Consider the following 23,729-nt stretch of genomic DNA (forward strand, 5'->3'; position numbering starts at 1 on the left):
ACTCCTAAAGACAGGTTCCCGGACTTCGTGTAGGGTTGCTCGAATTTAACTGTTATCGTACTGGCCGATAAGACGATTAGTCTGAGATTTCATTGACTTTATGAATAATACACCACCGCAACGCGAATATTTCCTCGACTCCATCCGCGCCTGGCTGATGCTGTTGGGTATTCCTTTCCATATTTCCCTGATTTATTCCAGCCATACCTGGCACGTCAACAGCGCTGAACCTTCGTGGTGGCTGACGCTGTTCAACGATTTTGTTCATTCATTCCGTATGCAGGTCTTTTTCGTCATTTCCGGCTATTTCTCGTACATGCTGTTTTTGCGCTATCCGATGAAAAAATGGTGGACGGTGCGCGTGGAGCGCGTCGGCATCCCGATGTTGACCGCCATTCCCCTGTTGACGCTGCCGCAATTTTTAATGCTTCAGCACGTTGAAGGAAAATCGGCGACCTGGCATACGCTGACCGGCTATCAAAAATTCAACACCCTGGCGTGGGAACTGGTGTCTCATCTGTGGTTCCTGTTGGTTCTGGTGGTGCTGACCACGCTCGGGCTGGCGCTGTTCCATTGGATCAAAAAGCGCCAGCAGGCCTCAATTATCGCGTTTTTCAATAACGTTTCCATGGGCCAACTGACCGGGCTGTTCCTTGCCTTGGGCATTGTGTACGCCATTATTCGCCGGACGCTGTTCATCGTGTATCCCCCGATACTCAGCGACGGTATTTTTAATTTCGTGGTGATGCAGACCCTGTTCTATCTGCCATTCTTTATTCTGGGCGCGCAGGCGTTCGTGAATCCACGCCTCAAAGATGTGTTTACTACCCCTTCACCGTGGTGCATGGCCGGCGCGATTCTCGGCTTTATTGCCTATCGCCTGAACCAGCAGTACGGCTCTGGCGACGCCTGGATGTATGAAACTGAGTACGTGATTACGATGGTATTGGGCCTGTGGATGGTGAACGTGGTGTTTGCATTTGGCCACCGGATGTTGAATTTCAAATCCAGCCGCGTGACCTATTTCGTCAACGCCTCGCTGTTTATTTATCTGGTACACCACCCGCTGACCCTGCTGTACGGCGCGTGGATCACCCCGTACATCCATTCCAACCTGGTCGGCTTTATCACCGGTCTGGTGTTCGTGGTCGGGATTGCGATTATCCTGTACGAAATTCACCTTCGTATTCCGCTGCTGCGTTTCCTGTTTTCCGGCAAACCGCAGACGCCACCGAATAAAGTTCAGTCTTCCGCACAGTAATAACTTTTCGCACAGTAAGCAAAGGGGCCGCCTCTGTGCGGCCCGATTACAACAACCACTCCACCGGCAACACATACGCTATCAGCACTAAAATACGCTGCCAGATTTTGGCCTGCGGCTCTTTGCGTAGTTCGGTTTCCTGCCCGTATTCCCTGTCTATCCAGTGAATTTTTCCCCATCGCGTTAGCTTGAGCTTCCAGGCGGCGTCGCGCTGACTTTTCAGAAAACGATGGTGAATGCGCTGGGCGAGATGCTCGCTGTCGATAACCAGCCCCATTTCGGTATTGAGCAGCGCCGAACGCGGGTCGAAATTAAACGAGCCAATAAACACTTTTTTGCCATCAATACTGAAGGTTTTGGCGTGCAGACTGGAACCAGAGTTTCCGGTCAAACCGCGGTCGCGGATGCCTGGCCGTGGATGTTGCGTCGGTTTCAGCTCGTAAAGTTCGACGCCGTGACGAAGCAACTTTTTACGCCAGCGCGCATAACCCGCGTGAACCACCGCCACATCATTCGCCGCCAGGGAGTTAGTCAGAATCGCGACTTTCACCCCTTTTCGCACCAGCTGCAGAATTTGCGCCACGCCCGCGCGGCCTGGCACAAAATAAGAAGAGATAATATCGATATTCGATTCGGGCGTACCCATCGCGCGGCGTAAACGTTCAGGCAGTAAACTGCGCGGAGCAGCTCTTCCTTCCCCTTTGCGCGGATCGTCGCTGAGCAGTTTAGTTTGCGCGTGAATAAACGGTAAATCCCCCTGCGACATGCGCCGGGCAATTTCGGTTGTCGCCAGTTTTTCCAGATAGCGGTCAGCGGCGATCTGCTGTTCATCGGAAAATGCGGGCAAAGACGGCTTTACCCTTGCCATATTGTCCGATGGAAGCACCTGTTTTAGGGTTACCACTGATTCACACTGCCAGTAGCGCTCGAAATCCCGTTCCACTTCTGCGACAACGTGGCCTGTCGCCAGCACGTCGAGATCGGTAAACAAGGGTTCTTCACCGATACCGAAATAGGCATCGCCCACGTTGCGCCCACCGATGATGGTCGCCAGACAGTCCGCACTAAAACTTTTGTTATGCATCCGGCGGTTGAGACGCGCAAAATCGGTCAGATAACCCAGCATCCGCAGAGTACGAAATGAAAAAGGATTGAACAGCCGCACGTCGATATTGGGGTGCGCATCCAGGATTTTGAGCGTGTCGTCCAGCCCGCTGGTGTTGTTGTCATCCAGTAATAATCGTACCTTCACGCCCCGGTCTGCGGCGTCCATTAGTGCCTGAAACAACAATCGGCCGGAGACGTCGTCTTCCCAGATGTAATACTGCACATCAAGGGTACGCTCCGCCAGGGCAGCAAGCTGATAGCGCGCGGCAAAAGCTTCAAGACTGTCTTCGAGCGTGTGGATCCCACAGACGGTTGACGAGGCGTTCTCTGAAGAAGCCAGCGCCTGGTGCAGGCGGGTGTCAGTTTCCCTGCTGGCTAAGTAATCGTGCATATAGATGTGCACTGTCCTCATCAAAGCAAACGAAAGTTACCTGTTCAGGTAACGCGTGGCTGGCAAGCCAGCGATCAACGGTGGTAAAGGCAATCGCTGCTGCAGCGGCTTTAGGATAGCCGTAGACGCCGGTACTGATGGCAGGGAATGCCAGAGTCCGATAGCCGTTGGCTTCCGCCAGCTGCAGGCTGTTGCGATAAGCGTCTTCCAACAACGCAGCTTCGTGCTGTTCGCCACCGTACCATACCGGCCCAACGGCGTGGATAACCGCTTTAGCGTTTAGATGACCGGCCTCGGTTATCACCGCGTGACCAGCCGGACACTCCCCTTGCTGCTGGCGCACTTTTTTGCAGGCTTCCAGTAATGCCGGGCCTGCAGCCCGGTGAATGGTCCCGTCCACACCCCCACCGCCCAGTAACGACGGATTGGCGGCGTTGACGATAACATCGACATCGAGGGTAGTGATATCGGCCTGAAGGATTTGGATCCGCGCGTTCATAAATTTCTCCTGCCGAACGTTCACTTAAGTTCAAGTTTAGTCAAAAGCAGGAGAAAGCGTTTATCCGTAAAGAGGTTAACGATAAGCGATGGTGACGACACCGAGTGTTTTCTGAGGATTAATGTAGCGCATGCTAACGGTTGCCGCCTCGTTATTCACGACTTGTCCCGTAGTAGCCTGCTGGTAAGAAATAGCGGAAGTTTGCACCTGCCCTGCACGATGGCAACTCATGGAAATATGCTGAGAACCGGTTGAAATGTTGCAAGGATCTTCGACAATCGACCCGACAAAATGAATGACGCCTCCCTGTGCTTGAGAGGTTGTGGCCGTCGCGGCGCCAGTGAACAACGCCGACGACAGACAGGCAACGACACACAGCTGTTTAGTTAAGGTTTTCATCGCGTAGCTCCGTGGAATGTTATCATCCCTGAGAGAGTTATGCGCACGCCGCACCGTGCCTATGTCACCACGACACATCAAAACCATAAACAATAGAGATCATAATGAGCCCTGTCAGACAGCGCTTATACGATAACAGTAGTGCAAATTATCAAGTCTTGAAGGGTAACCATCGAATTAAAACGCAAATACGGAAAATCAATTGCTGGAAAAGAAACCAAAAAAGATATTTTAAAAAGAACTAACTCTTCTGTACACCAGGAGACCAGCTATTACTGAGATTAACTTCCTTACCGTTACTGACAGTGACGCTAATCTGAATCTCGTCGGATGAAGGGGCATTTATCATCAGCGTCCCCAGAGACAGAGGAGTATCTGAGGGAATGCTCACCATGCTTTGCTGCCGGCTAATGCTTTGACCTGAATCCCCTTTTCGTTGGGTTTCAACCGTAACCTGGCATTCACATGCAACAGGTAAGGTGATCATCGGGATGATGGTCAACATCTCCTTTTCACGATGCGTGTCAAAAGAAAGTTTACCGACAACCAATGCGGCAAGAATAATACTTTGCATTATGCCTCCAAGAGATCACTGAGTATTAATCACAAAACGGACCCACAGGTATTGCTGGTGTTTTTATTAAAACCTCAATGGATTTAATATAAAAACCTGAGTAACAGGCCATCGATAAATTCACTGAAATATACAAACGTTGCATCCAAATTAAAATTTAAGTTATGAGCTTTATGGCTATTTGTATCTACTACTTTTTCATTATTTAAACAAAAACTAATTAAAAACAATAAGTTAACAAAGAAAAGGCCTTTACATATAAATTATGAAATAAGTATAAGCCACCACTGCTGTTATCACACTGACACCTTCAGTTACATGCTGTTACATAATACAGGCTTGTTTAGTTAATTATACTTATCTAGATTTTACCTTACTAAAGCACTCATGCTTTTTTTGTATTGATTTTTTGTCAATCAAAGTTGTACAAGACCGAGCATTGAAAACCAACTCAATGTTTTAATTATATAAAAACGACATACACAGCTTCTGGAGTAAATCATGCAAACTGATAAAAATCTGTCAGATCTGCGATCATTGCTTCTAATAACCAGACCGTCATTGCAATCAACCCTTTTGCTTCAAGCACTTAAAAAGCGATTCTACAATAACGTAACACTTAGACAGAGCGATATCGTGGAAAGCTCTACTATCGCTGATGGCGATTTATTGCTTTTCGATATGCTTTCTCTTGAAACCCAGACTTCACAGCAATGGTGCCAACATCTGCAAAATTGCCAGAAGCGATTTAAGGTCTTACTTTTCAACACACCCACGCAATATCACCATCGGGATATTGCAGAGTGGCCAATGATCAGTGGAGTTTTTCATACTGAAACGTGCGAGGAAAATCTCATTGAAGGAATAAAAAATGTCTCCCGTGGTGAAAAATGTTTCCCAAAAGCTATTAATGAGTACATATTGCAGCAACTTAGCCTTTCCCATCCCCAATGGAATGAATTTGTTGTCCTGACCCACAGGGAAAAAGAGATCCTAAGTAAATTACGCCAGGGAGCCTCAAATATTGAGATCGCCCGGTTATTATTTATCAGTGAAAACACTGTCAAGACACACATCTACAATCTGTTCAAAAAAATCTCTGTAAAGAACCGGACGCAAGCCGTGTTCTGGGCCAATAAAAACATGCGGTGACAATCATGAGGACTACACCATTGTTAATGTCCTTACTCCTGCTCCATTCTCTCTGCCTTAGGGCAGAAGAAATCGAAGTTCCGGGGCTTGTTGTAACCAGGGCAGTCACTTCAGTCGGACAAAAATTTTGTCGCGATTTTAGTGACCACTGGTCAGACAGTAAGGTCAATCTGGTTATAACCGAAAGACCCAGTGCTCGCTGGGGAAGTATTATGACAATTCGCTATAATCAGAATATTGTTTATCAAACTGTAGTTTCACCTGTTGTTAAAAATTATGATGCGGTAGTTGAGCAGGCAGTTGTCGCAGTACAAGAAGAAATTCAAAAACAAATGTTGAGTCAAACATTGTTGCAAACGGGTGATTTATCCCGAGATGAATATTAATTTCAAGGTATATTATATACAGCAATAACCTTTTTGTGTCGTGGTAATTTATAACTAGCAAAATAATAACTGTGCTTATTAAATGATAGCACTGCATCTTTGCTGCTTAAATTTTCACAGAGGGGTTTCCGAAATGACATCATTCAGAGAGGCAAGACAAAAATGCGTATTGTTATTCTGGCGGTTGTAGCTGGACTCTTGTCTGGATGCATTACCACGCCACCACAAGAAGCCGCGAAACCCACATTGTTACCTCGTGATGAAACCTATAAAGATTTGGTGACGTTACCGCAACCCAGAGGAAAGATATTTGTCGCAGTTTATAATATTCAGGATGAAACCGGACAATTCCAGCCTTATCCTGCCAGTAACTTCTCAACTTCAGTCCCGCAAAGTGCAACCGCCATGTTGGTGTCTTCCCTTAAAGACTCCCAATGGTTCGTACCACTGGAACGCCAAGGGCTGAACAATTTATTGAATGAACGTAAAATTATTCGTGCCGCACAACAAAATGGCAATGTTGGTGAAAATAACATGGCTCCACTGCCATCTCTTTATTCTGCCAACGTTATTATTGAAGGGTCAATTATCGGTTATGCCAGTAACGTGAAAACCGGCGGTCTCGGCGCACGCTTCTTTGGTATCGGCGGCAGTACCCAGTACCAACTGGATCAAGTGGCAGTGAACTTACGAGTGGTTAACGTACAAAGTGGCGAAGTGCTTTCCTCAGTCAATACCAGCAAAACGATTCTCTCTTATGAAGTTCAGGCAGGTGTCTTCCGCTTTATTGACTACCAACGCTTGCTGGAAGGTGAAACAGGTTACACCACCAATGAACCGGTGATGATGTGCCTGATGTCCGCGATTGAAGAAGGGGTTATTCATCTGATTAATGACGGCATTAATAAAGATCTGTGGGCTCTGGCGAACAGTGCGGACATCAATTCCGAAGTCCTTTCTCGCTATCGTAAAGAAGCCCGGGATGGTCTATTGATGTCTGATGCCATCACAAATACACCTCCGGCGAAAACGGTTCAACCTTCAGTACCAGCACCTGCCCAACCAGCCGCAATGCCACCACAAGCGGCACTCCCTGCACTGCCAAAAGCGGCAAAAGAAAGCAGTTCCTGATTACTTAGCCAGGAAAGTCATCGCCCTTAAAATCCTCGCAATGGATGCGAGGATTTTTTTGTCCTCTTCACACTAACAAACACCAGTTATTATTAACCCTATTCTACCGGTGTTCATATGCCCTTCTTCTGATCCCTTCCCAATATCGATGCCAGGTTAAATCAGTGATTCCGGCCTTTTTGCAGACTTCGGATAAATTCCTCCGGAGTCTGATTATTTAACGATGAATGTGGTCTTTGCTGGTTATATTCCTGTCGCCAGCACTCGATCTTCTCCTGAGCATCTTCCAGTGACAGGAACCAGTGAACATTCAGACATTCATCACGCAGACTGCCGTTGAATGACTCGACCAGTGCATTGTCTGTGGGTTTTCCCGGCCGCGAGAAGTCCATCGTCACCTTATTTTCATACGCCCATCTGTCCCGCGATTTAGAGATAAATTCGCTGCCATTATCCGTCTGCAACCGGTGTGGCACACGCTGCTTCATTCGCTTCAGGCGCTCCATAACGGCAACTACATCCTCTCCCCGCAGCCCCTGACCAACCTCTATCGCCAGGCATTCACGACTAAAATTATCCACTACAGTCAGGGCACGGATCCGACGTCCGTTGAACAGATTATCAGCAACAAAATCCATGCTCCAGCACTGATCTACAGCGCTGACAGCCATAGCGGACACGCGCCTCAGCAATCTCTCTTATCCGGTGAGTCAGGGCCCTGTCATCACGGCTGCTGCGATAGTTGTATACCGTGCGACTCTGCATCATCAAACGGCAACCACGGCGCAGACCAATACGATATGCGTCCAGTAGGTAAGTCACCGCTTCCCGCTTCTGGACGGGCCTCAGAACTTTTTTCGAATGACATCCTGGAGCATTTCCTTGTCCAGACTGAGGTCTGCCACCAGACGACGGAGTCGTTGGTTTTCATCCTCCAGTTGCCGCAGACGACGCAGTTCCGTCACGCCCATCCCGCCAAATTTTTTCTTCCAGTTGTAAAAAGTGGCTTCAGAAATGCCCATCTTTCTGCACACTTCCTCCACTCTGGTGCCGGTTTCGGCCTGTTTCAGCGCAAATGCAATCTGTTCTTCGGTATAACGGGTCTTTTTCATGGCGATTAGCCTCTCTGTGAGATGAAAGAAAGACCGGATACTTCAGTTTAGACTGGTACTGTTTACAAGGGGGAGATCAAAAAAAAGCCATCAGCGAATGATGGCTTTCGTGAAGAATAATACTTTTAATGCTGGTTAATTGTCGCGGTGTTATTAGAACCACCGTTTTGAGAAACATATGCTGTTGCAGCAACGACAGAGCCAGACAGTGTTAGCTGATTGATATTCGCGGTGTTATTGATACCATTAGTCTGAGATACCACCGCGACACTTGAACCAATAGAGCTGCCCGGGGCTTCACTTCTTGAGTTTTGAGTAATGTCTACATCGTTAGACAAACCACCATTTTGCTTAACGTCAATTTTCCCATACCAGTCAGTTTGATCGGTTTTAACATTATTTCCGATCCCACCAGTTTGAGTTACATGCGCAGTATCTTGGCTGGCACCCCAACCATTGCTGCCCCAGTCACCTTGTTTAACAAGGACAGTATTGCCCAAGCCAAAGTTTTGTTTGACATCTGCGCTGTTAGAACCATAGGCGCTATTCTGCAGGATTGTCGCTTTATTTCCGGCGCCACTGAGTTGAGTAATGTCGCCGGTATTATATCCTACAGTTTGTATTACAGTGGCTGTATTGTGATTGGAGAGGAAACCATTTTGTTTGATCGTAGTATTGTTTTGAGTTCCTGTCTGACTAGCAAAGACATTGTTGTAATTACCAGTTGAATCGATGGTCGCATTATTATCACCATTTTGATAAACAACGACTTTATTGTGACTCCCACCCTGCGAAGAATCATTAACATGGTTATTATCAGCAAGCTGTTTGACGACAAAAATGTTATGATCGCCGGTCTGGGTAAAGTTATTACCACTATCACCAATGGTATTTCCGACACCACCACCTTGAGAAACATAAATCAAGCTTTGAGTGGCTGATTGAGTAGTGTTGATTTTATTTCTGTCACCTTTCTGATAAATTAATGTTGATGATTGTTGTGCATTGCTTTGGGTCGCCGTTGCCTGGTTTCTATTACCACCCGACTGGAAGATTGCGGCGTGTTCGTTATTATTGGTCGTTGAACCACCAAAATCACCAAGCTCACTTTGATATGAAGTTGAGGACGCTGCATGTGTCGCCTCAAGAGCTGTAGCACTTAAATTTGCATCCGGGCTCGGAGTGGGAACAGTGACTGTGCCCTGATATTGTGCCAAAGCACTACCCGAGATCACCAACGATGCAATTGCTGTCAATTTCCAGAGATTCATATTGATACCTATATTTAATTAAAGGATTAATAAACATTACCTTGTTGTGACACCAAGGCTTGTGACCTTTACGGTGATACCATTTCCTGCTCCAGTCTGACTTACTTTAACGCCACCCAGGTTATTCCCTACCTGAATGATTTTTGCATAGTTACTGTTTCCGTCTTGTGATATTGCCGCAGCATTATTTGAACCATGCTGAACAATTATCGCATCGTTACCCCAGCCATTCTGACTAATTATCGCCAAATCAGAGTTACCATAGGCCTGAGCAATATTGGCGGTATTATTTCCTCCTCGCTGATTAATGATCGCATTCGTATTAGCTCCAGTTCTGAGCTGATTGATATTTGCATCCATACCTACGCCGCTCTGGCTAATCCAGGCATTGGTTTTGTTTGCTGGCAAACCTAGTTTTGCTGGCAGATTCAGTTCATTAGGAGATAATTCAAATGCAAGTTCTTTACTCGCAAATGAGCTGAATGATAATAATGCCAACAATAATGGAGCATACTCTTTGATCTTCACAACACACACCTCCGGCATTCACCTTGGTTGTTATGGAGCATGCGACAATTCCTTGACGATTATTCACATCACGGCATTCGCAAAATAAATGCATATAGATAAGAATATTTATTAATGGATGGGAGTATCTCATGCAAAAATAGGTTTTATCTGAGTCAGTCAACATAAAGTATTATTTTTTAGTAACAAGCATGAGATGCTCCTTTGTAAGTTTATTGATTACATTGGTTTTTTTATTTACATAGGGTTTTATTGCATTTATCGCGAGGCTGACATATTGAAAATGCGGCTAAGGCAACTACTATCAGATAAGTCGCAAATGACGAACAAGACATTCTTATCCATTTGGGGGCAATATGTGCAGAGGAAAATCAGTGCTATTGGGTTTAGCAGGAATGTTGTTTGCCGGTTACTGCTCAGCAGGACAGTTGACGTACCAGTTTATCAACCCTGACTTTGGTGGAAATCCACTTAATGGGTCTGTGTTACTTAATGAAGCACAAGCGCAAAACAGTTATAAGTCTCCAGATTACGATGACAGTAGCAGTGCTTCCAGTACTTCAGATCTGTCTTATTTTACGTCCGCCATTCAATCGCAACTACTTGGAAATCTGATGAGTAATGTGAGTCAGGGTAAACCAGGCAAACTTGTCACACCTGATTTTATTGTCAATGTGACCAACACCGATGGTCAGTTGGTAATGAACATTACCGACAGAAAAACGAATCAGACCTCTCAGGTGGAGATAAGCGGACTTTCCAACTAAAAAAATTGAAAAAAAAGCCGGTGCATTTTGAACTGCACCGGCTTTTTTTATTCTGCTTCAGCTACAGCATAGCAGAGCGTCTGTTTGCCAGCCACAGCCCGCTATTTTTCATCGCGTAGCCAAATATCAGCCCCACCAACAGCGACGGCACCACCAGCTTCCAGTCGCCCTGCCCTGCAAACGTGGCACAAGCCCCGATGAACGTGCCCGGCACAAAAGACAGCAGCAGCTGTTTGGCCTGTAAGCACATCAGAAACGCCACCACACCGGTCATGACATAGCCGAAGATTTCCAGATGCGGCGCCAGCGCGCTGCCGTGGATAATCACCAGCGCCCATACCACACCGCTCAAGACGGTGGCGGCTGCGATGGCGAGACCTTTCAGCCCACCTTGCGGACAGGCAAAGTAAGCGGTACAGCCGAGGAAACCCGCCCAGCTGAGCAGGCCGAGAGACACGGCTACCCATCCCCAGAGTCCGGAGAGAATGCCTGTTGTCAGTGCGAGAGAGAGAAGTATGTTCATGCCGCGCATCATAGCAGATGCGCGGTTTTCAGATGAGATCACGAGCACAAAATTTGCAACTAATGGTGTATCGTTACATTTAAATTGTGATGTGAATCACACTTTACTGTTCGCTACTTTCTTCGATCTCATCCCACATCGCTGAGATTGCCTCGCGAGTGATGGTCGACTGCGTACGCCAGAATGGCGTGGTGGCGTGCGCTTCAACTTTCCCGAGGAAGGTGCCGACCCACGGCAGCAGATAGTCAGTGAACAGCGTATCGACCGCTTCACTTTCATCATCCGCGGAATTATCTTCCAGCCAGGACGCCGCCAGCAGCAGCGTGCCGATATGGTCGGCAGGCGTGTCGCTCAACGGCATTCCGCGTGAGGACAGGAAGCTACGCACTTCGGCCTCGGTCGCGCCGTCAACCCATGCGCTGCGGTACGGAGAAACGCTGCACTCATCGCCAACAAACAGTGCATTGTAGTCTGCGGAGATCTGTTGCATATCGCAGCTCTTTTGCAGGCGCTCCAGCAGCTCATCCTGTTCCAGCGGCCAGCTCGCCGCCAGTTTGCCATCACGAATGAGGTTAAACAGCGGGACCAGCAACGGGTCCTGCGGCTGGCGATAGTACAATGAGCCCAGAACGCGGCAGAGGATTGAAAACTCGTTCATTCAATTATTCCATTCAGAGAATTACAGTTCAGCAAATTCGGCTATCGGCGGCACGCCGCGCGATTCGAGGAAATCCAGGAAGCGGCGCGGCGTAACGTTAAGAATACGGTCTTCCGGGAACTCAACGGCGTCCAGAATCTTACGGCATTCGGTAAAATTACCCAGCGTAAACGCGGTGTGGGAATCAGAACCTAACGCCACCCAGCCCCCAGCGTCACGCACCGCCGCGGCTACGGCCCGACAGTTATCTTCGCTGCCCGGACGAGATGAAACAAACGAGGAGTTGTTAATTTCCAGCGCGACATGGTGCTTCGCCGCCGCTTCCGCCACGGCGTTGATATCAATCGGGAATTTCGGATTCCCCGGATGACTGATCATGTGGACATTGCCACTGGCGATAGCGGCAATCATCGCTTCGGTGTGCGTGGCTTTATCCTGCGGCGGGAATACCGGCTCATGGAAACCGGCAATGATGAAATCCAGCGACGTCAGCATTGGGCCGGTGCAGTCAATTTCGCCGAGCGTGTTTTTAATGTTGGATTCGATCCCACGCAGAATGCCCACACCATCGACCATTCGCGGCCAGATACGCATGTTCACGAAATGCCAATAGTGCGGAGCATCGGCCATATCTGGCCCGTGATCGGTAATGGCAAACAGTTTGATCCCTTTGCGTTTCGCTTCGGCGATATAGTCATGAAGGGTGCTGTAAGCGTGGGTGCTGGCGACGGTGTGCATATGCAGGTCAACAGGATACATCACATTCTCCTCTTTCTTTATATGTCCAAGCATAGCAGGAATGGGCGGCCTTTATTAGCGAAAAACCCGGCATTGCCGGGTTGAACTCAGTATCCGCGGGACCTGTCGACCTGCCCGGTGACCGTCTCTCCGCGCTCCAGGCCGCTGATGGTTTTACCGATATAGGCAATGGCTTCCTGCGGACGCGTCACTGCCGCAATGTGCGGCGTCATGGTCACACGAGGATGGCGCCACAGCGGGCTTTCCACCGGCAATGGTTCACGGCTGAACACGTCGAGCATCGCACCCTTTAGCTTGCCATTTTCCAGCGCGCGCAACAGTTCATCTTCATTGACATGCACCCCGCGTGCGAGGTTCAGCAGATAGCTCTGATCCTGCAATTGATTGAGCAGCGCATGATTGATGATGCCGACCGTTTCCGCCGTGTTTGGCAGCAGGTTAATCAGCACGCGCGTTTCACGCAGAAAATCGCCCATTTCACTTTCACCCGCGAAGCTCTGCACATTCGGCCAGTCTTTATGGCTGCGGCTCCAGACGCGCACCGGGAATCCCCAGGCCAGAAGGCTTTCCGCCACTTTACTGCCGAGCACACCAGCGCCCATGATGCCAATGGTAAACTCTTCGCGGGTAAATTCTGGCAGCGGCTCCCAGCGCGTCTCCTGCTTGAGCGCCTGATAATCATCAAAGCGACGGAACCAGTGCAGCACCTGGCTGACGGCGTACTCCTGCATCTGCAGACCCATGCCGGTGTCTTCGAGGCGGAACAGTGGAATGGAAAGCGGGAGCATCTCCGGGTGTTCTCGCAACTTACTGAGAATGGAATCGACGCCTGCGCCCAGCGCAAAGACGGCTTTCAGCTCACGACCTTGCAGCATTTCTACCGGCGGATGCCACACCAGCGCGTAATCGGCGTGCTCATTGTCACCGCTTTTCCACTCACGGACGCGGGAACCCGGCAGTTGTTTTTCCAGCGCGGCGATCCACCACTGGGTATCGAAGGTGGGATGGTAAAAAATAATCTCCATACTGCTCTCCTTTATATACTGCGCCTTTCTTATGCAGGTCTGCGGCGCGTCGGTTTCGTGTTGTTTTATATTGGTTTGTCAGCATAGCAAATTTTTGCAGCCTGTCGGCGGAAAGGCGAATGCTGAGAAAAAAAGCGAATCGCGGTTATTACGAAAGCAGGTTGGACGAAGTTTGTCTTATTGGACGTTTTTTTGAAAAAGTTGATTGACGTAAGTTACGATTTTCCCTACATTAGCGCCCGTCCCAGCAGCGTTGGGACGACAATATGGTGAGGTGTCCGAGTGGCTGAAGGAGCACGCCTGGAAAGTGTGTATACGGCAACGTATCGAGGGTTCGAACCCCTCTCTCACCGCCATATCTTAAGAAGAGCTCGTACGAAAGTACGGGCTTTTTTTTCGTCTGTGGTTTGCAAGGCCGCAATAACGTCATTGCGGCCTGCACGTAAAACACATTACCGTGGCTTAGATCAATCCTTTTGCCCCGCAGTAATTTGGTCTATTGCCTGAGGATCCAGGCGGATTTCGGCGGCGCGACGATGTGCCTGCATCCCCTCGGTTCGACTCTGACGCACCGCGGGTGCTGCAATTGCGGCAATTCCGTGGTCATCTATCCATTGATGGGTGCAAATCTTCACATAAGCACCGACCCAAAGTCCGCCGGTGTAACGCGCTGCCGCCATGGTTGGCAGCGTATGGTTAGTGCCACAGCATTTGTCCGAAAACACCACGCTGGCGTTTTGTCCAATGAACAGCGAACCATAATTACGGATCTTACTGGCGGTGCCATGCGGGTCGCGAGTGTGGACCTGCAGGTGTTCTGTCGCGATATGATCGGCCCAGGCAATCAGCTGCTCTTCATCTTTGCAAATCACTATTTCGCCCTGCCGTTTCCAGGCTTCACCCGCAGTGACTGCCGTTGGCAGATTCAGCAATTGCCTTTCAATTTCAGCCAGGGTTTGCTGCGCAACGCGCTCACTGGTGGTGGCCATACCAACACGGGTGTGAACATCATGTTCTGCCTGTGCCAGCAAATCGGCCGCCAGGATACGCGGATCGGCACTGTCATCAGAGACGATATAGATTTCGCTCGGCCCGGCAAGCGCATCGATACCCACTTTGCCAAACACCTGGCGTTTCGCTTCATTCACAAACGCATTGCCAGGCCCCACGATTTTATCGACAGCCGGGATCGAGACTGTGCCCCAGGCCATCGCGGCAATGGCCTGAGCTCCCCCAACTTTGAAAATACGGTGCGCACCCGCCAGATGGCAAATGGCGATCATCGCAGAGTGAGCGCCAGGCGGTAAGCAGGCGATGATATTGTCGCATCCGGCAACCACCGCAGGCACGATTGACATAATCGGCGCAGACAGAATCGGGTAGCGTCCACCCGGCACATAGCAACCCACCGTTTCAATGGGAATAATGCGGTGACCGAGGTGTACACCAGGCAGCGTTTCGACCTCCAGCGGCTGCATCGTCGCCAGTTGCGCCTGCGCAAACCGTTTGACCTGAGCGATAGCGAATTCGCTGTCCTTACGGGTCTGCGGGTCAATCCCGGCAAGCGCCTCCTCTATTTCCTGCGCTGAAACCTCGAACGCCTCTGGCACGGTACGGTCAAATTTTGCAGAGAAATCACGTAGCGCCTCATCGCCTCGGGCACGAACCTGCTCAATAATCTGCTGCACGGTTGTACTCAACGTAAGATCGGCTTGCAAATCCTGTCCCTGTGGTCGCTTGATGAACTCGACCTCGTTATCACTGATCCGACTCATTGTTCAGGCCTCCATCTGACCCAGTTTTATTTGCGCCAGCAGAGCCAGATGATCGTAAACCACCCACTCATCCACAATCTTGCCATTCACAATGTGGTAATGGGACATCCCCATCACGAACAGTCGCTCGCCGGTAGGTTTTCCAAGTTCGCCATAGCCAAGATGGTGCCCTTCCATTATCCAGCGAATCGCCACTTTGGTACCCCCTTCATCGCAAGAGTTCGAGCACACATGCTGCGGGATCCATGCGCCATCCGGGATCATCCCAATCAGCGCCAGCGTTTGATGAATCACTGCGGCCTGGCCGTAAAGTTCTTTCATCAATGGACCATGCCATTGCACATTCGGGGCATAGACATCCTTGATTTTACCCAGCATGCGACGGTTATAAATTTCATGGAACCATTGCAGACATTGCGCTTCGATATCGGTATGGGCGATAGAGTCATCACACGCCATTTCCGGTGGATACTGGCCGACCATGCGGCGGTTCTCGCCAATATCGGTGACGCGGAAGCCTTTATCAAATTGCTCCTTCGCCATTCCGTAAGCCACCGCATCGGTATCAAGCCCTAACTGGCGCATCATCGACATATTGTCGCTGACTACCCACTCGCGATAGATTTTATTTTCATGGATCATACAATCGGCGACTGTCCGCGTCACAAACGTGCGATTGGTCGGTTTACCCAGATGACTGTATTGGGTATGGCGGCCGGTACCGGTGACCAGATGCGAGGTATAAAAACCGTTAATATCATCCCCGTTCCAGATAACCTGGGTCGCCATCCCACGGCGATCCGGGAATGCAATCAGGCGCTGTATAGTATCTTGTACAACCTGCTCGCGATTATACATCGTCCCCAGTGCGTTATATAACACGCAGTTGTGGGTATAGTGGGTATAAATTAAGCCGACATCACGTTCGTCCCAAATTTTATGGGTACAGCGCACGATATAATCGACAATATCAGTATAGCAATCATCAAAGCCCCGAAGTGATTGCGCACGTGGCCGTTTTTCCGGTACCAGATCGACAAAGTCATGACGCTCAACCTGTAATACAGATTCATCACGGCTGGATTTTACATTACTTTTTTCTGCGACTGCCGGTGCTTTTTGGGTAGTTTCAGTTGAAGACATATAACCTCCTGCATTGCATTTATATTATGTCGCATTCTGTTCACGTTATTTATGCCCACCCCGTTGCGGCAGAAATAACGTTTTATTTACACAGACTACGGCTACAGTGACGCCTCACCAAATTGCGCGGTGATAATGCTGATAAAAAATGTAGACAAACGCCTCCCGCAATAAACAGATGGTTTATCGCTTCGGAATTCTTTATTTTAAGGGGAGTATTTCTCCCCCTGGATTAACTGTAGATCTGCGACCAGATGGCTAATTCATCAATCCCCAGATATTCACGTATGATTAACCCGTCGCGTAATTCAAGTTGGCTAATGCCGGTAATCGATATTGGGCGGCGAGATGGTGCACCAAATTGACCATATCCATCATGCCAGGTTAATAACGACCAGCGCAAAGAGAGCCTCACGGGTTCATTGGCATCACGACGAACAATCAAATGATGAAGCTGCGTTTCGCTATCGGCAAATGAAGCACGATAGCCTGACAGGAAGGCACTGATGTCCTGCTCGCCGGTACGTAACACATGCCCGGGCCCATGCAGCGTCGCCGCCGGATGGTACAACCCGGGCACCACACCGCTGTTACCGCCCGCCCACATGGACAGATAGCGCTCCACAAGCCCCGCCAGCGCGCCTTCAACGTCATCACCTTCCGGGCCACCAGCCCAAAGCGCATCCAGTTCTTCAGCCGACAACATCTCGATGCCTGCTTCCTGACGCGTCCGCACCAGTTCGCACGCGAACTCCCGGACATTAAGTCCAATCTGGTTAATGATCGCCGCTCTGTCCTGTAACAACCATTCCTGACGAACCGCGCCTTCGGCACAAATACGATCGGTAAATGTACGCACCCAAACGGTGTTCCCGCTGGGTAACCCATAAAAACCTTCGCCCGAATGCTGAATACAGGCCAACGATCTCTGCGCGGCATAATAGTCGTTATGCGCGGAGTGACTACACAGAATGTCTTCGGTCAGGACTTTACGCTGCGGAAAACTGTGCATCGCTTCCAGCGTTAAACGCATAAACTGCGACAGATCGGTGAGCCGCTTTTCCGGCGTCTGAAACACGACGGGGGTGGCGTAGAAGTCGGCCAACTGACCAATATCCTTTTGCTCCCATACCACGTGCGTCAGGGTCAAAATAAATTGTTGGATAGAATCAAACTGTGGGCTGAAGCCCGGTAACCTGCTCATTCAACCTCCTGCAACTGGAACAGCGAGACGCCATCTTTTTCCACCACACCCGCCTGTGGGCGCCGGGCAGAGTGACGGACCACCAACTGTCCGGGCACCACCACCTGCTCAGGTTCAATCGTTCCGCTATCAATCTGTTTCATCAGTAACGCCACCGTTGCCTGGACCATGGCTTCTACGGGCTGCGAGGCAGACGTCAGCGCATAAGACGGCCAACCTGAGGGGCCGGTATCGTCATAGCCAATCACCGAGACATCTTCCGGGATGCGCAGTCCAAACTCGTAGCGCGCAACATCCATTACCATCAGGGCCATATGATCGTTTGCGGCGAACACGGCATCAGGTGTGGGCGATACCGAGAAGAGTTCGCTGGCTGCCCGTCGGGTTTGCTCAGCATCGTAATTTCCCTGAACCACATGGACAGAGGCAATGCCCTGACGGTGAAGAGTTTCCGTAAAACCCTTCTGCCGCGCCTGGTTCACCGACGAATCGGCAATCCCGGCGACATAAGCAAAACGATGATGTCCCCCGGCCAACAAAAAGTGGGCTATTTGTCGGGCAGCCGTTTCGTTATCGCTGTTCACGCTGGAGACAATGCCGCTCTCCTCGCTGCGGTTAAACAGCACCACCGGGATCCCTGCGGCCACGCACTCCTGCGATAACTCCATCGACAGCGAGACTGACGCCAGCACGATACCGTCGACGCGATACTGCATGATTTGGTCAAATATCCGGTCGACGTTGCCGTCACGATCGCCGACAAACAACAGTAAGTGGTAATTAAGCTCATCCAGTTTTTGCGCCAGCGTCTCAAGCACCTGCGGATAAAACTGGTTGTCGAAGTAGGACATCACCACCCCAACAATCCGCGAACGTGCGGTATTGAGCGAACGGGCAATAGCGTTAGGCCGATACCCCAGTTCGCGTGCTGCTTTCAGCACTTTTTCACGCGTCGCCGGTGCGATACTCGCCCCTGGCGTAAAGGTCCTTGAAACAGCGGATTGTGACACGCCCGCTATTTGTGCAACCTGTTGCGACGTCACCGGACCAAAAGTCTTACGTTTCATTGCCACGGTTCCTTTTTAACATTTCAGCCATCACGCTTAAGTCCCCTAACCTCTTGTGGTATCAGTGTAACGGACTCACCAGGCAACGCCAGACTGGCGTTTTTGGCCCTCGGTGCAATGCCTTTTTTTATACTTACACCATCCTTGCATGCGTATGCAACAAACAAAATTATTTTTTTCACATTTACAAACTTAACCTTTACAACATTGAAACCTTTTCATAACTTCAGTGTTTGCATTCGTATGCAATGAACGAAAAAATGCCGTCAGTGATACCGGTATGATGCGGTCTGCGACAGCGGATGGTCCCGGTTAATGCCGTACTTGATGGGTAATCCCCCCTTCATTAAAAGAGGTTCACCACCATGTTTCGTGCACTCCTTCGTCGTTCAGACGTCAGACTTTTTTTCTGCATCAGCGTTCTGTTTTACATCTGTATTCACAGTATTGATGCGTTTCTGGCCCCGATGCTGATCAGTGACGGGATACAACCTGAAGTTGTGGGATTAATTATGGGGGCCAGCGGTCTGGCGACACTGTTTGTCCGCTTCCCTATCGGCATCCTCTCTGATGTGGTGAAGAGCCGTAAAATTTTTATCCAGCTCAGCTTGCTGTTGCCGCTGGTCACCTGGCCGATTGCGTGGCTGGAACCTAATTCTATTACCCTGTATCTCGCGAAAGCGGCCGACGGAGTGACGGCGGCCACATGGGTGCTGTACAACGTCTTATTTATTCGTTACTTCGATCGCAAAGATGCGCCTGCGGCTGTGGCATTACTGGCGCTCGCAGGGCCGCTGGGCGTCTTTCTCGGCAACTGTATCGGCGGCGCGCTGATCCACTTTTTCGGCCATGGTGCGGGGTATTTTGTTTCAAGCATCTCCGCCTTTATGGCACTGATCCTGACGATACGTATCAAGGATGTGCATGATGCAACGCGGGCACCGACATTGAGTGCCTGTATCATTAGCGCCCGGCGGCAACTGTCAGACCCCTCAGTCTGGTTGATTGGTTTACTCGCCACCCTCGTGATTCTGGTGCCCTTTGCCACACGGGATACCTTAACGCCAATCTATGCTCAACAGCTTGGCGGCAAAGCCGGTATCCTGACCCTGTTAAGTAATGTTCATTTGCTGTTTTATGCGCTGGCTATCGCGCTGTGTAGTTCGGTGTTTTATTCCCGTCTCGGGCTGCTGAATACCGCGCTGATTGCTGTCGTGATGCAGATAGTCTCCAGCGTCGCCATTCCCTATACCAGTAATCTGTATATCATTTATCTCTGGCAGGCGATGGCTGGCTTTTCGTTTGGGGCCGCCTTTGCCGTCACCATGTCATTGAGTGTGGTGAACACCGCCGACGATGAACAATCGACACGAATGGGGCTGTTTCAGACTATCTATTCCTGCGGCATGTTTGTCGGTCCGGTGTTAATGGGCATCATGTTGCAACACGTGAACCTGACCTCTGGATATTTAGTGATTGGCGCGCTGTCGATACTGTCGCTGATCATCACCCCACTTGCCGCACGCAGTGTGCAACACAGACAACGGCCTAAAACCAGCGCCGGTACTGCCGCGCTGAGCGCCGCCAGAGAGTAAACCACGGCAGTCGCGCTTCTTGCGACGGACCACAACGCTTCTGCCCCCGACGACGGCTGTCGGGGCGCTGAGCCGGAATATTTTGGTCCTGCGTTAAGGGCCAATAATCAGATCAAAGTGTCACATATGTTAATTTAATGTTTTATTTTTGTGATGCGGCATCCGAATTCGCTGTACCACTTTTGTGCGTTTTCCTCCCCACGCCTACGCTGATCGTTCACCTGAAAAATCCCATTCGCCCGTGCAGACGGCGTTTCCCGCGTCCCCGGCAACATGGCATATATCGTGCTTTGTTATTCAGGTAACACGCTATGAAAGTATGAGAGCACGCTGTCATCGAGGCGACCATGAGCGATAACGCAGACCTGTTCAGAAAAATTGAATCCGCTTTCAGCCTTCTTACGCCGAGTGAAAAACGAATTGGCTCCTGGCTGCTGAGCCATCGGGAACATATTCCCTTTGAGACTGCCGACAGCATTGCGCTGGCGACCGGCACCAGCGGCATCACCGTGGGGCGCTATTTGCGCAAGCTGGGTTATCGCAATCTCGAGGATGTTAAAAACAGCCTGAAAGCGCATTCCAGCTCGCCGTATCGCCACTGGGGCGTGACCGACAGGCTGGATAGCTGGGCGCAGCAACAGCACCAGCCCGACCGGGAAAGTCTTTCCCTGCAGATGGAGCTGGATGCCATACGCTACGTTTACCAACTCGCTTCACAGGAAACCTTCGTTCGCATCAGCCAGCGAATTGCGCATGCTGACGCCATTATCGTGGTCGGTATCCAGTCGACCCGTGGCATCGCCAACACCTTTTTCAGCCATCTCGAATATCTGCGCCCGCGGGTTATCTACGCCGACGGCAGTTCCGGCAGCTGGCTGGAAGCACTGAATTCTGAGTACCGCGATCCCTATATTGTGCTGACGGATACGCGCGCCTACTCCATTACCGCACGCCAGTTTTGTCAGGCGGCTGCGGCACGCAACATCTCAATGGCGCTGGTCACCGATATCTGGTGCCCGTGGGCACGCGATTACCCACTGGATTTATTACAGGTCAAAACCGATACCGGCCATTTCTGGGATTCCCTCGCACCGGTGAGTTGTCTTTTCAATCTGTTGCTGTCGGCGGTAGTAGAACAGTTGGGTCCGGCACTCCCGGAACGGCTTGCGCACAATCGCCAGCTTCAGCAGGAATTTGGGCAGTTTGAACGTTAATCAGACAGGAACGTTGAGATGAGTGAAAAACAACAACTGGTCGATATCGCCACCCGCTTTCCCGGGTTGAAGATAAACCTGAAATACGCCACCGCCGATAACATCACCGGTCGGGCGATTTACAGTGAAGCACGCTGTCTGCTGCATCCAGAGGCCGCAAGGGCACTGGAGAAAAGTCTGGCGATTGCCGATGCCGCCGGATTGACGCTACTGGTACTGGACGCCTATCGCCCGCAACAGGCGCAGGCGTATCTGTGGGAGGCCTGTCCTAATCAGGAATATGTCGTCCCGCTGTCACGCGGCTCGAACCACAGTCGCGGCACAGCCATCGACGTCACACTGCTGGACGGTCAGGGCGAACCGCTGGATATGGGTACCGATTTTGATGAGATGGATGTCCTTTCACATCCTTACCATCCGGACGTTCCCCTGACTGCCCAGCGCAATCGTCTGTTGCTCAACGCCATTATGTTCGGTGGCGGCTTTGTCGGGATCACCAGCGAATGGTGGCATTTTGAAGTGCCGGGTGCGGCCGGTTATCCGCTGCTTGATGATGTATTCACCTGTATTTCTCCAGACCAATGCGACGGAGTTTAGCCATGAACAAGACCCACACAGCCTCTTTACATGTTCGCCCTATGCTGCTTGCTGCGGCCCTGGCAGCTTTTGCTCATCCGGCTTTAGCGGCCGTTCCAAAAGATATGCTGGTGATTGGCAAAGCCGCCGATCCGCAAACCCTGGATCCCGCCGTCACTATTGATAATAACGACTGGACCGTCACCTATCCGGCTTATCAGCGCCTGGTGAAATACAAAACCGAAAACGGGAAAGGTTCCACGGACGTCGAGGGTGACCTGGCGGAAAAATGGCAGACCTCCGACGACGGTAAAGTCTGGACCTTTACCCTGCACAACAACGCACAATTTGACGACGGCACCCCGGTTACTGCTGAAGCGGTAAAACTTTCCTTCGAACGCCTGTTACGCATCAAACAAGGTCCGTCAGAGGCCTTTCCTGCCAGTCTGAAAATTGATGCGGTCGACCCGACAACGGTACGATTTACCCTCAGCGAACCGTTCGCTCCCTTCCTGCACACCCTCGCCAATGACGGGGCTTCCATCATTAACCCGACGGTATTAAAAGCACACGCCGCCGATGATGCCAGGGGGTATCTGGCTGAGCATACTGCGGGCTCGGGAGCCTTTAAACTGCAACGCTGGCAAAAAGGCCAGCAGTTGATCCTCGTCCCTAATCCGCATTTCAGCGGCCCGGCCCCGACCTTTAAGCGCGTTAGCGTTAAAATTATCGGCGAAAGCGCAGCCCGTCGCCTTCAGGTCACCAAAGGTGATGTGGACATTGCCGACGCCCTGCCGGTGGATCAGTTCGCGGCACTGAAAACAGAAGGCAAAGTGGCGGTCAATGATTACCCGGCGCTGCGTGTCACCTATCTGTATCTGAACAACAGCAAACCGCCGATGAATCAGGTTGACCTGCGGCGTGCCGTCTCCTGGGCGACTGATTATCAGGGGATGGTGAAAGGGATCCTCGGCGGTAATGGTAAGCAGATGCGTGGGCCTATTCCAGAAGGAATGTGGGGTTACGACGCCAACGCCATGCAGTACAGTTTCGACCTCGACAAAGCCAAATCGGCATTCGAGAAAGTTGCCAGCAAGCCGTCATCGCTCACCTTCCTCTATTCCGATAGCGACCCTAACTGGGAACCTATTGCCCTCTCGACGCAGGCAAATCTGCAAAAACTGGGGATAGGCGTCAAGCTGGAGAAACTGGCGAACGCCACCATGCGCGAGCGCATCGGTAAAGGGGATTACGACATCGCCATCGGTAACTGGAGCCCCGATTTTGCCGATCCGTATATGTTCATGAATTACTGGTTCGAATCCGACAAAAAAGGGCTGCCGGGAAACCGCTCGTTCTATAGCAATCCGCAGGTCGATGCTCTGCTGAAAAAAGCCGTCTCAACCACCGACCAGACCGCGCGTACCCAGGATTACCAGGCTGCGCAAAAAAGGGTCATCGATGAGGCGGCGTATGTCTATCTGTTCCAGAAAAACTATCAGGTCGCCGTCAATAAAGAGGTCAAAGGCTACGTGTTTAACCCCATGCTGGAGCAGATCTTCAACATCGCGGAGATGCACAAATAACCCTCAGCATCATTACCACACGATGC

Annotated in this window: 22 protein-coding genes, 1 tRNA gene and 2 pseudogenes; 10 read left to right on the top strand and 15 right to left on the bottom strand. The window is 50.5% G+C overall.

The window, feature by feature from the left end; translation table 11 throughout:
- Positions 1 to 100: 100 nt before the first annotated feature.
- Entirely contained in the window at positions 101 to 1,261 is a 1,161-nt protein-coding gene (gene mdoC / locus MUU47_RS18545; protein ID WP_258989624.1) for a glucans biosynthesis protein MdoC, read from the top strand.
- A 46-nt stretch (positions 1,262 to 1,307) separates the two neighbouring features.
- On the opposite strand, the gene MUU47_RS18550 is transcribed toward mdoC, so the two are convergent.
- The 4 genes from MUU47_RS18550 to csgC form a co-directional block, all read right to left on the bottom strand.
- Positions 1,308 to 2,780 carry a phospholipase D family protein gene (locus MUU47_RS18550; RefSeq protein ID WP_258990559.1) on the bottom strand — a complete coding sequence of 491 codons (1,473 nt, stop codon included), beginning with the start codon at positions 2,778 to 2,780 and terminating at the stop codon, positions 1,308 to 1,310.
- Entirely contained in the window at positions 2,728 to 3,258 is a 531-nt protein-coding gene (gene ymdB / locus MUU47_RS18555; RefSeq protein WP_258989625.1) for an O-acetyl-ADP-ribose deacetylase, read from the bottom strand. Before ymdB ends, MUU47_RS18550 begins: the two co-directional genes overlap by 53 nt.
- A gap of 75 nt (positions 3,259 to 3,333) precedes the next feature.
- Positions 3,334 to 3,657, bottom strand: a complete 324-nt coding sequence (locus MUU47_RS18560; RefSeq protein WP_258989626.1) for a YmdA family protein — start codon at positions 3,655 to 3,657, stop codon at positions 3,334 to 3,336.
- 241 nt (positions 3,658 to 3,898) lie between these two features.
- Positions 3,899 to 4,231, bottom strand: coding sequence for a curli assembly chaperone CsgC (gene csgC / locus MUU47_RS18565; protein ID WP_258989628.1), 333 nt, complete (start codon positions 4,229 to 4,231; stop codon positions 3,899 to 3,901).
- 501 nt (positions 4,232 to 4,732) lie between these two features.
- On the opposite strand from csgC, the gene csgD reads away from it, so the two are divergent.
- The 3 genes and pseudogenes from csgD to MUU47_RS18580 all read left to right on the top strand — a co-directional run.
- Positions 4,733 to 5,383, top strand: a complete 651-nt coding sequence (csgD, locus tag MUU47_RS18570) for a biofilm master transcriptional regulator CsgD (RefSeq protein WP_258989629.1) — start codon at positions 4,733 to 4,735, stop codon at positions 5,381 to 5,383.
- 26 nt (positions 5,384 to 5,409) lie between these two features.
- Positions 5,410 to 5,769 carry a CsgE family curli-type amyloid fiber assembly protein gene (locus MUU47_RS18575; RefSeq protein ID WP_258989630.1) on the top strand — a complete coding sequence of 120 codons (360 nt, stop codon included), beginning with the start codon at positions 5,410 to 5,412 and terminating at the stop codon, positions 5,767 to 5,769.
- A 162-nt stretch (positions 5,770 to 5,931) separates the two neighbouring features.
- Positions 5,932 to 6,741: pseudogene (locus MUU47_RS18580) on the top strand (CsgG/HfaB family protein); the annotation flags it as partial.
- 320 nt (positions 6,742 to 7,061) lie between these two features.
- Here the strand turns inward: MUU47_RS18580 and MUU47_RS18585 are convergent.
- The 3 genes and pseudogenes from MUU47_RS18585 to MUU47_RS18595 form a co-directional block, all read right to left on the bottom strand.
- Positions 7,062 to 8,012: pseudogene (locus MUU47_RS18585) on the bottom strand (IS3 family transposase).
- Positions 8,013 to 8,137: 125 nt separating this feature from the next.
- Positions 8,138 to 9,283, bottom strand: coding sequence for a hypothetical protein (locus tag MUU47_RS18590; RefSeq protein WP_258989631.1), 1,146 nt, complete (start codon positions 9,281 to 9,283; stop codon positions 8,138 to 8,140).
- Between the two features lie 36 nt (positions 9,284 to 9,319).
- Positions 9,320 to 9,811, bottom strand: coding sequence for a hypothetical protein (locus MUU47_RS18595; protein ID WP_258989632.1), 492 nt, complete (start codon positions 9,809 to 9,811; stop codon positions 9,320 to 9,322).
- Positions 9,812 to 10,206: 395 nt separating this feature from the next.
- Here MUU47_RS18595 and MUU47_RS18600 point away from each other — a divergent pair, with 395 nt between their 5' ends.
- Positions 10,207 to 10,578: a curli assembly protein CsgF gene (locus tag MUU47_RS18600; protein ID WP_258990560.1), complete on the top strand. Its 372-nt coding sequence runs from the start codon at positions 10,207 to 10,209 to the stop codon at positions 10,576 to 10,578.
- Between the two features lie 61 nt (positions 10,579 to 10,639).
- Here the strand turns inward: MUU47_RS18600 and MUU47_RS18605 are convergent, their stop codons facing one another.
- The 4 genes from MUU47_RS18605 to ghrA form a co-directional block, all read right to left on the bottom strand.
- Positions 10,640 to 11,101 (bottom strand): DUF1097 domain-containing protein, encoded by a 462-nt coding sequence (locus tag MUU47_RS18605; RefSeq protein ID WP_258989633.1) that lies wholly within the window; start codon positions 11,099 to 11,101, stop codon positions 10,640 to 10,642.
- Between the two features lie 103 nt (positions 11,102 to 11,204).
- Entirely contained in the window at positions 11,205 to 11,759 is a 555-nt protein-coding gene (locus MUU47_RS18610) for a TorD/DmsD family molecular chaperone (protein ID WP_258989634.1), read from the bottom strand.
- A 21-nt stretch (positions 11,760 to 11,780) separates the two neighbouring features.
- Positions 11,781 to 12,518: a phosphatase gene (locus MUU47_RS18615; RefSeq protein WP_258967335.1), complete on the bottom strand. Its 738-nt coding sequence runs from the start codon at positions 12,516 to 12,518 to the stop codon at positions 11,781 to 11,783.
- Between the two features lie 86 nt (positions 12,519 to 12,604).
- Positions 12,605 to 13,543 carry a glyoxylate/hydroxypyruvate reductase GhrA gene (gene ghrA / locus MUU47_RS18620; RefSeq protein ID WP_258989635.1) on the bottom strand — a complete coding sequence of 313 codons (939 nt, stop codon included), beginning with the start codon at positions 13,541 to 13,543 and terminating at the stop codon, positions 12,605 to 12,607.
- Positions 13,544 to 13,811: 268 nt separating this feature from the next.
- Here ghrA and MUU47_RS18625 point away from each other — a divergent pair.
- Positions 13,812 to 13,899 (top strand) — tRNA-Ser (locus tag MUU47_RS18625).
- Between the two features lie 111 nt (positions 13,900 to 14,010).
- Here MUU47_RS18625 and hisD read toward each other — a convergent pair.
- From hisD to MUU47_RS18645, 4 genes are all read right to left on the bottom strand, one after another.
- A complete protein-coding gene (gene hisD / locus MUU47_RS18630; RefSeq protein ID WP_258989636.1) occupies positions 14,011 to 15,318 on the bottom strand; it encodes a histidinol dehydrogenase in 1,308 nt (435 codons plus the stop codon).
- Between the two features lie 3 nt (positions 15,319 to 15,321).
- Positions 15,322 to 16,461 (bottom strand): nuclear transport factor 2 family protein, encoded by a 1,140-nt coding sequence (locus tag MUU47_RS18635; protein WP_258989637.1) that lies wholly within the window; start codon positions 16,459 to 16,461, stop codon positions 15,322 to 15,324.
- Positions 16,462 to 16,693: 232 nt separating this feature from the next.
- The gene (locus tag MUU47_RS18640) at positions 16,694 to 17,665 is read right to left on the bottom strand and encodes a nuclear transport factor 2 family protein (RefSeq protein WP_258989638.1); all 972 of its coding nucleotides are present in this window, start codon (positions 17,663 to 17,665) and stop codon (positions 16,694 to 16,696) included.
- On the bottom strand, positions 17,662 to 18,732 hold the full coding sequence (locus tag MUU47_RS18645) for a LacI family DNA-binding transcriptional regulator (RefSeq protein WP_258989640.1): 1,071 nt from the start codon (positions 18,730 to 18,732) through the stop codon (positions 17,662 to 17,664). The genes MUU47_RS18640 and MUU47_RS18645 overlap by 4 nt, the downstream gene beginning before the upstream one ends.
- 365 nt (positions 18,733 to 19,097) lie before the next feature.
- Between MUU47_RS18645 and MUU47_RS18650 the strand changes: the two genes are divergently transcribed.
- From MUU47_RS18650 to MUU47_RS18665, 4 genes are all read left to right on the top strand, one after another.
- On the top strand, positions 19,098 to 20,327 hold the full coding sequence (locus tag MUU47_RS18650) for an MFS transporter (protein WP_258989641.1): 1,230 nt from the start codon (positions 19,098 to 19,100) through the stop codon (positions 20,325 to 20,327).
- Between the two features lie 347 nt (positions 20,328 to 20,674).
- The gene (locus MUU47_RS18655) at positions 20,675 to 21,541 is read left to right on the top strand and encodes a MurR/RpiR family transcriptional regulator (protein ID WP_258989642.1); all 867 of its coding nucleotides are present in this window, start codon (positions 20,675 to 20,677) and stop codon (positions 21,539 to 21,541) included.
- An 18-nt stretch (positions 21,542 to 21,559) separates the two neighbouring features.
- Complete coding sequence (gene ddpX, locus MUU47_RS18660) at positions 21,560 to 22,138, top strand: D-alanyl-D-alanine dipeptidase (protein ID WP_258989643.1); 579 nt, start codon at positions 21,560 to 21,562, stop codon at positions 22,136 to 22,138.
- Positions 22,139 to 22,140: 2 nt separating this feature from the next.
- Positions 22,141 to 23,703 carry an ABC transporter substrate-binding protein gene (locus MUU47_RS18665; RefSeq protein ID WP_258989644.1) on the top strand — a complete coding sequence of 521 codons (1,563 nt, stop codon included), beginning with the start codon at positions 22,141 to 22,143 and terminating at the stop codon, positions 23,701 to 23,703.
- Positions 23,704 to 23,729 lie beyond the last annotated feature (26 nt).

The organism is Scandinavium hiltneri, from assembly GCF_024764835.1.
In the GTDB taxonomy this organism is placed as follows: Bacteria; Pseudomonadota; Gammaproteobacteria; order Enterobacterales; family Enterobacteriaceae; genus Scandinavium; species Scandinavium hiltneri.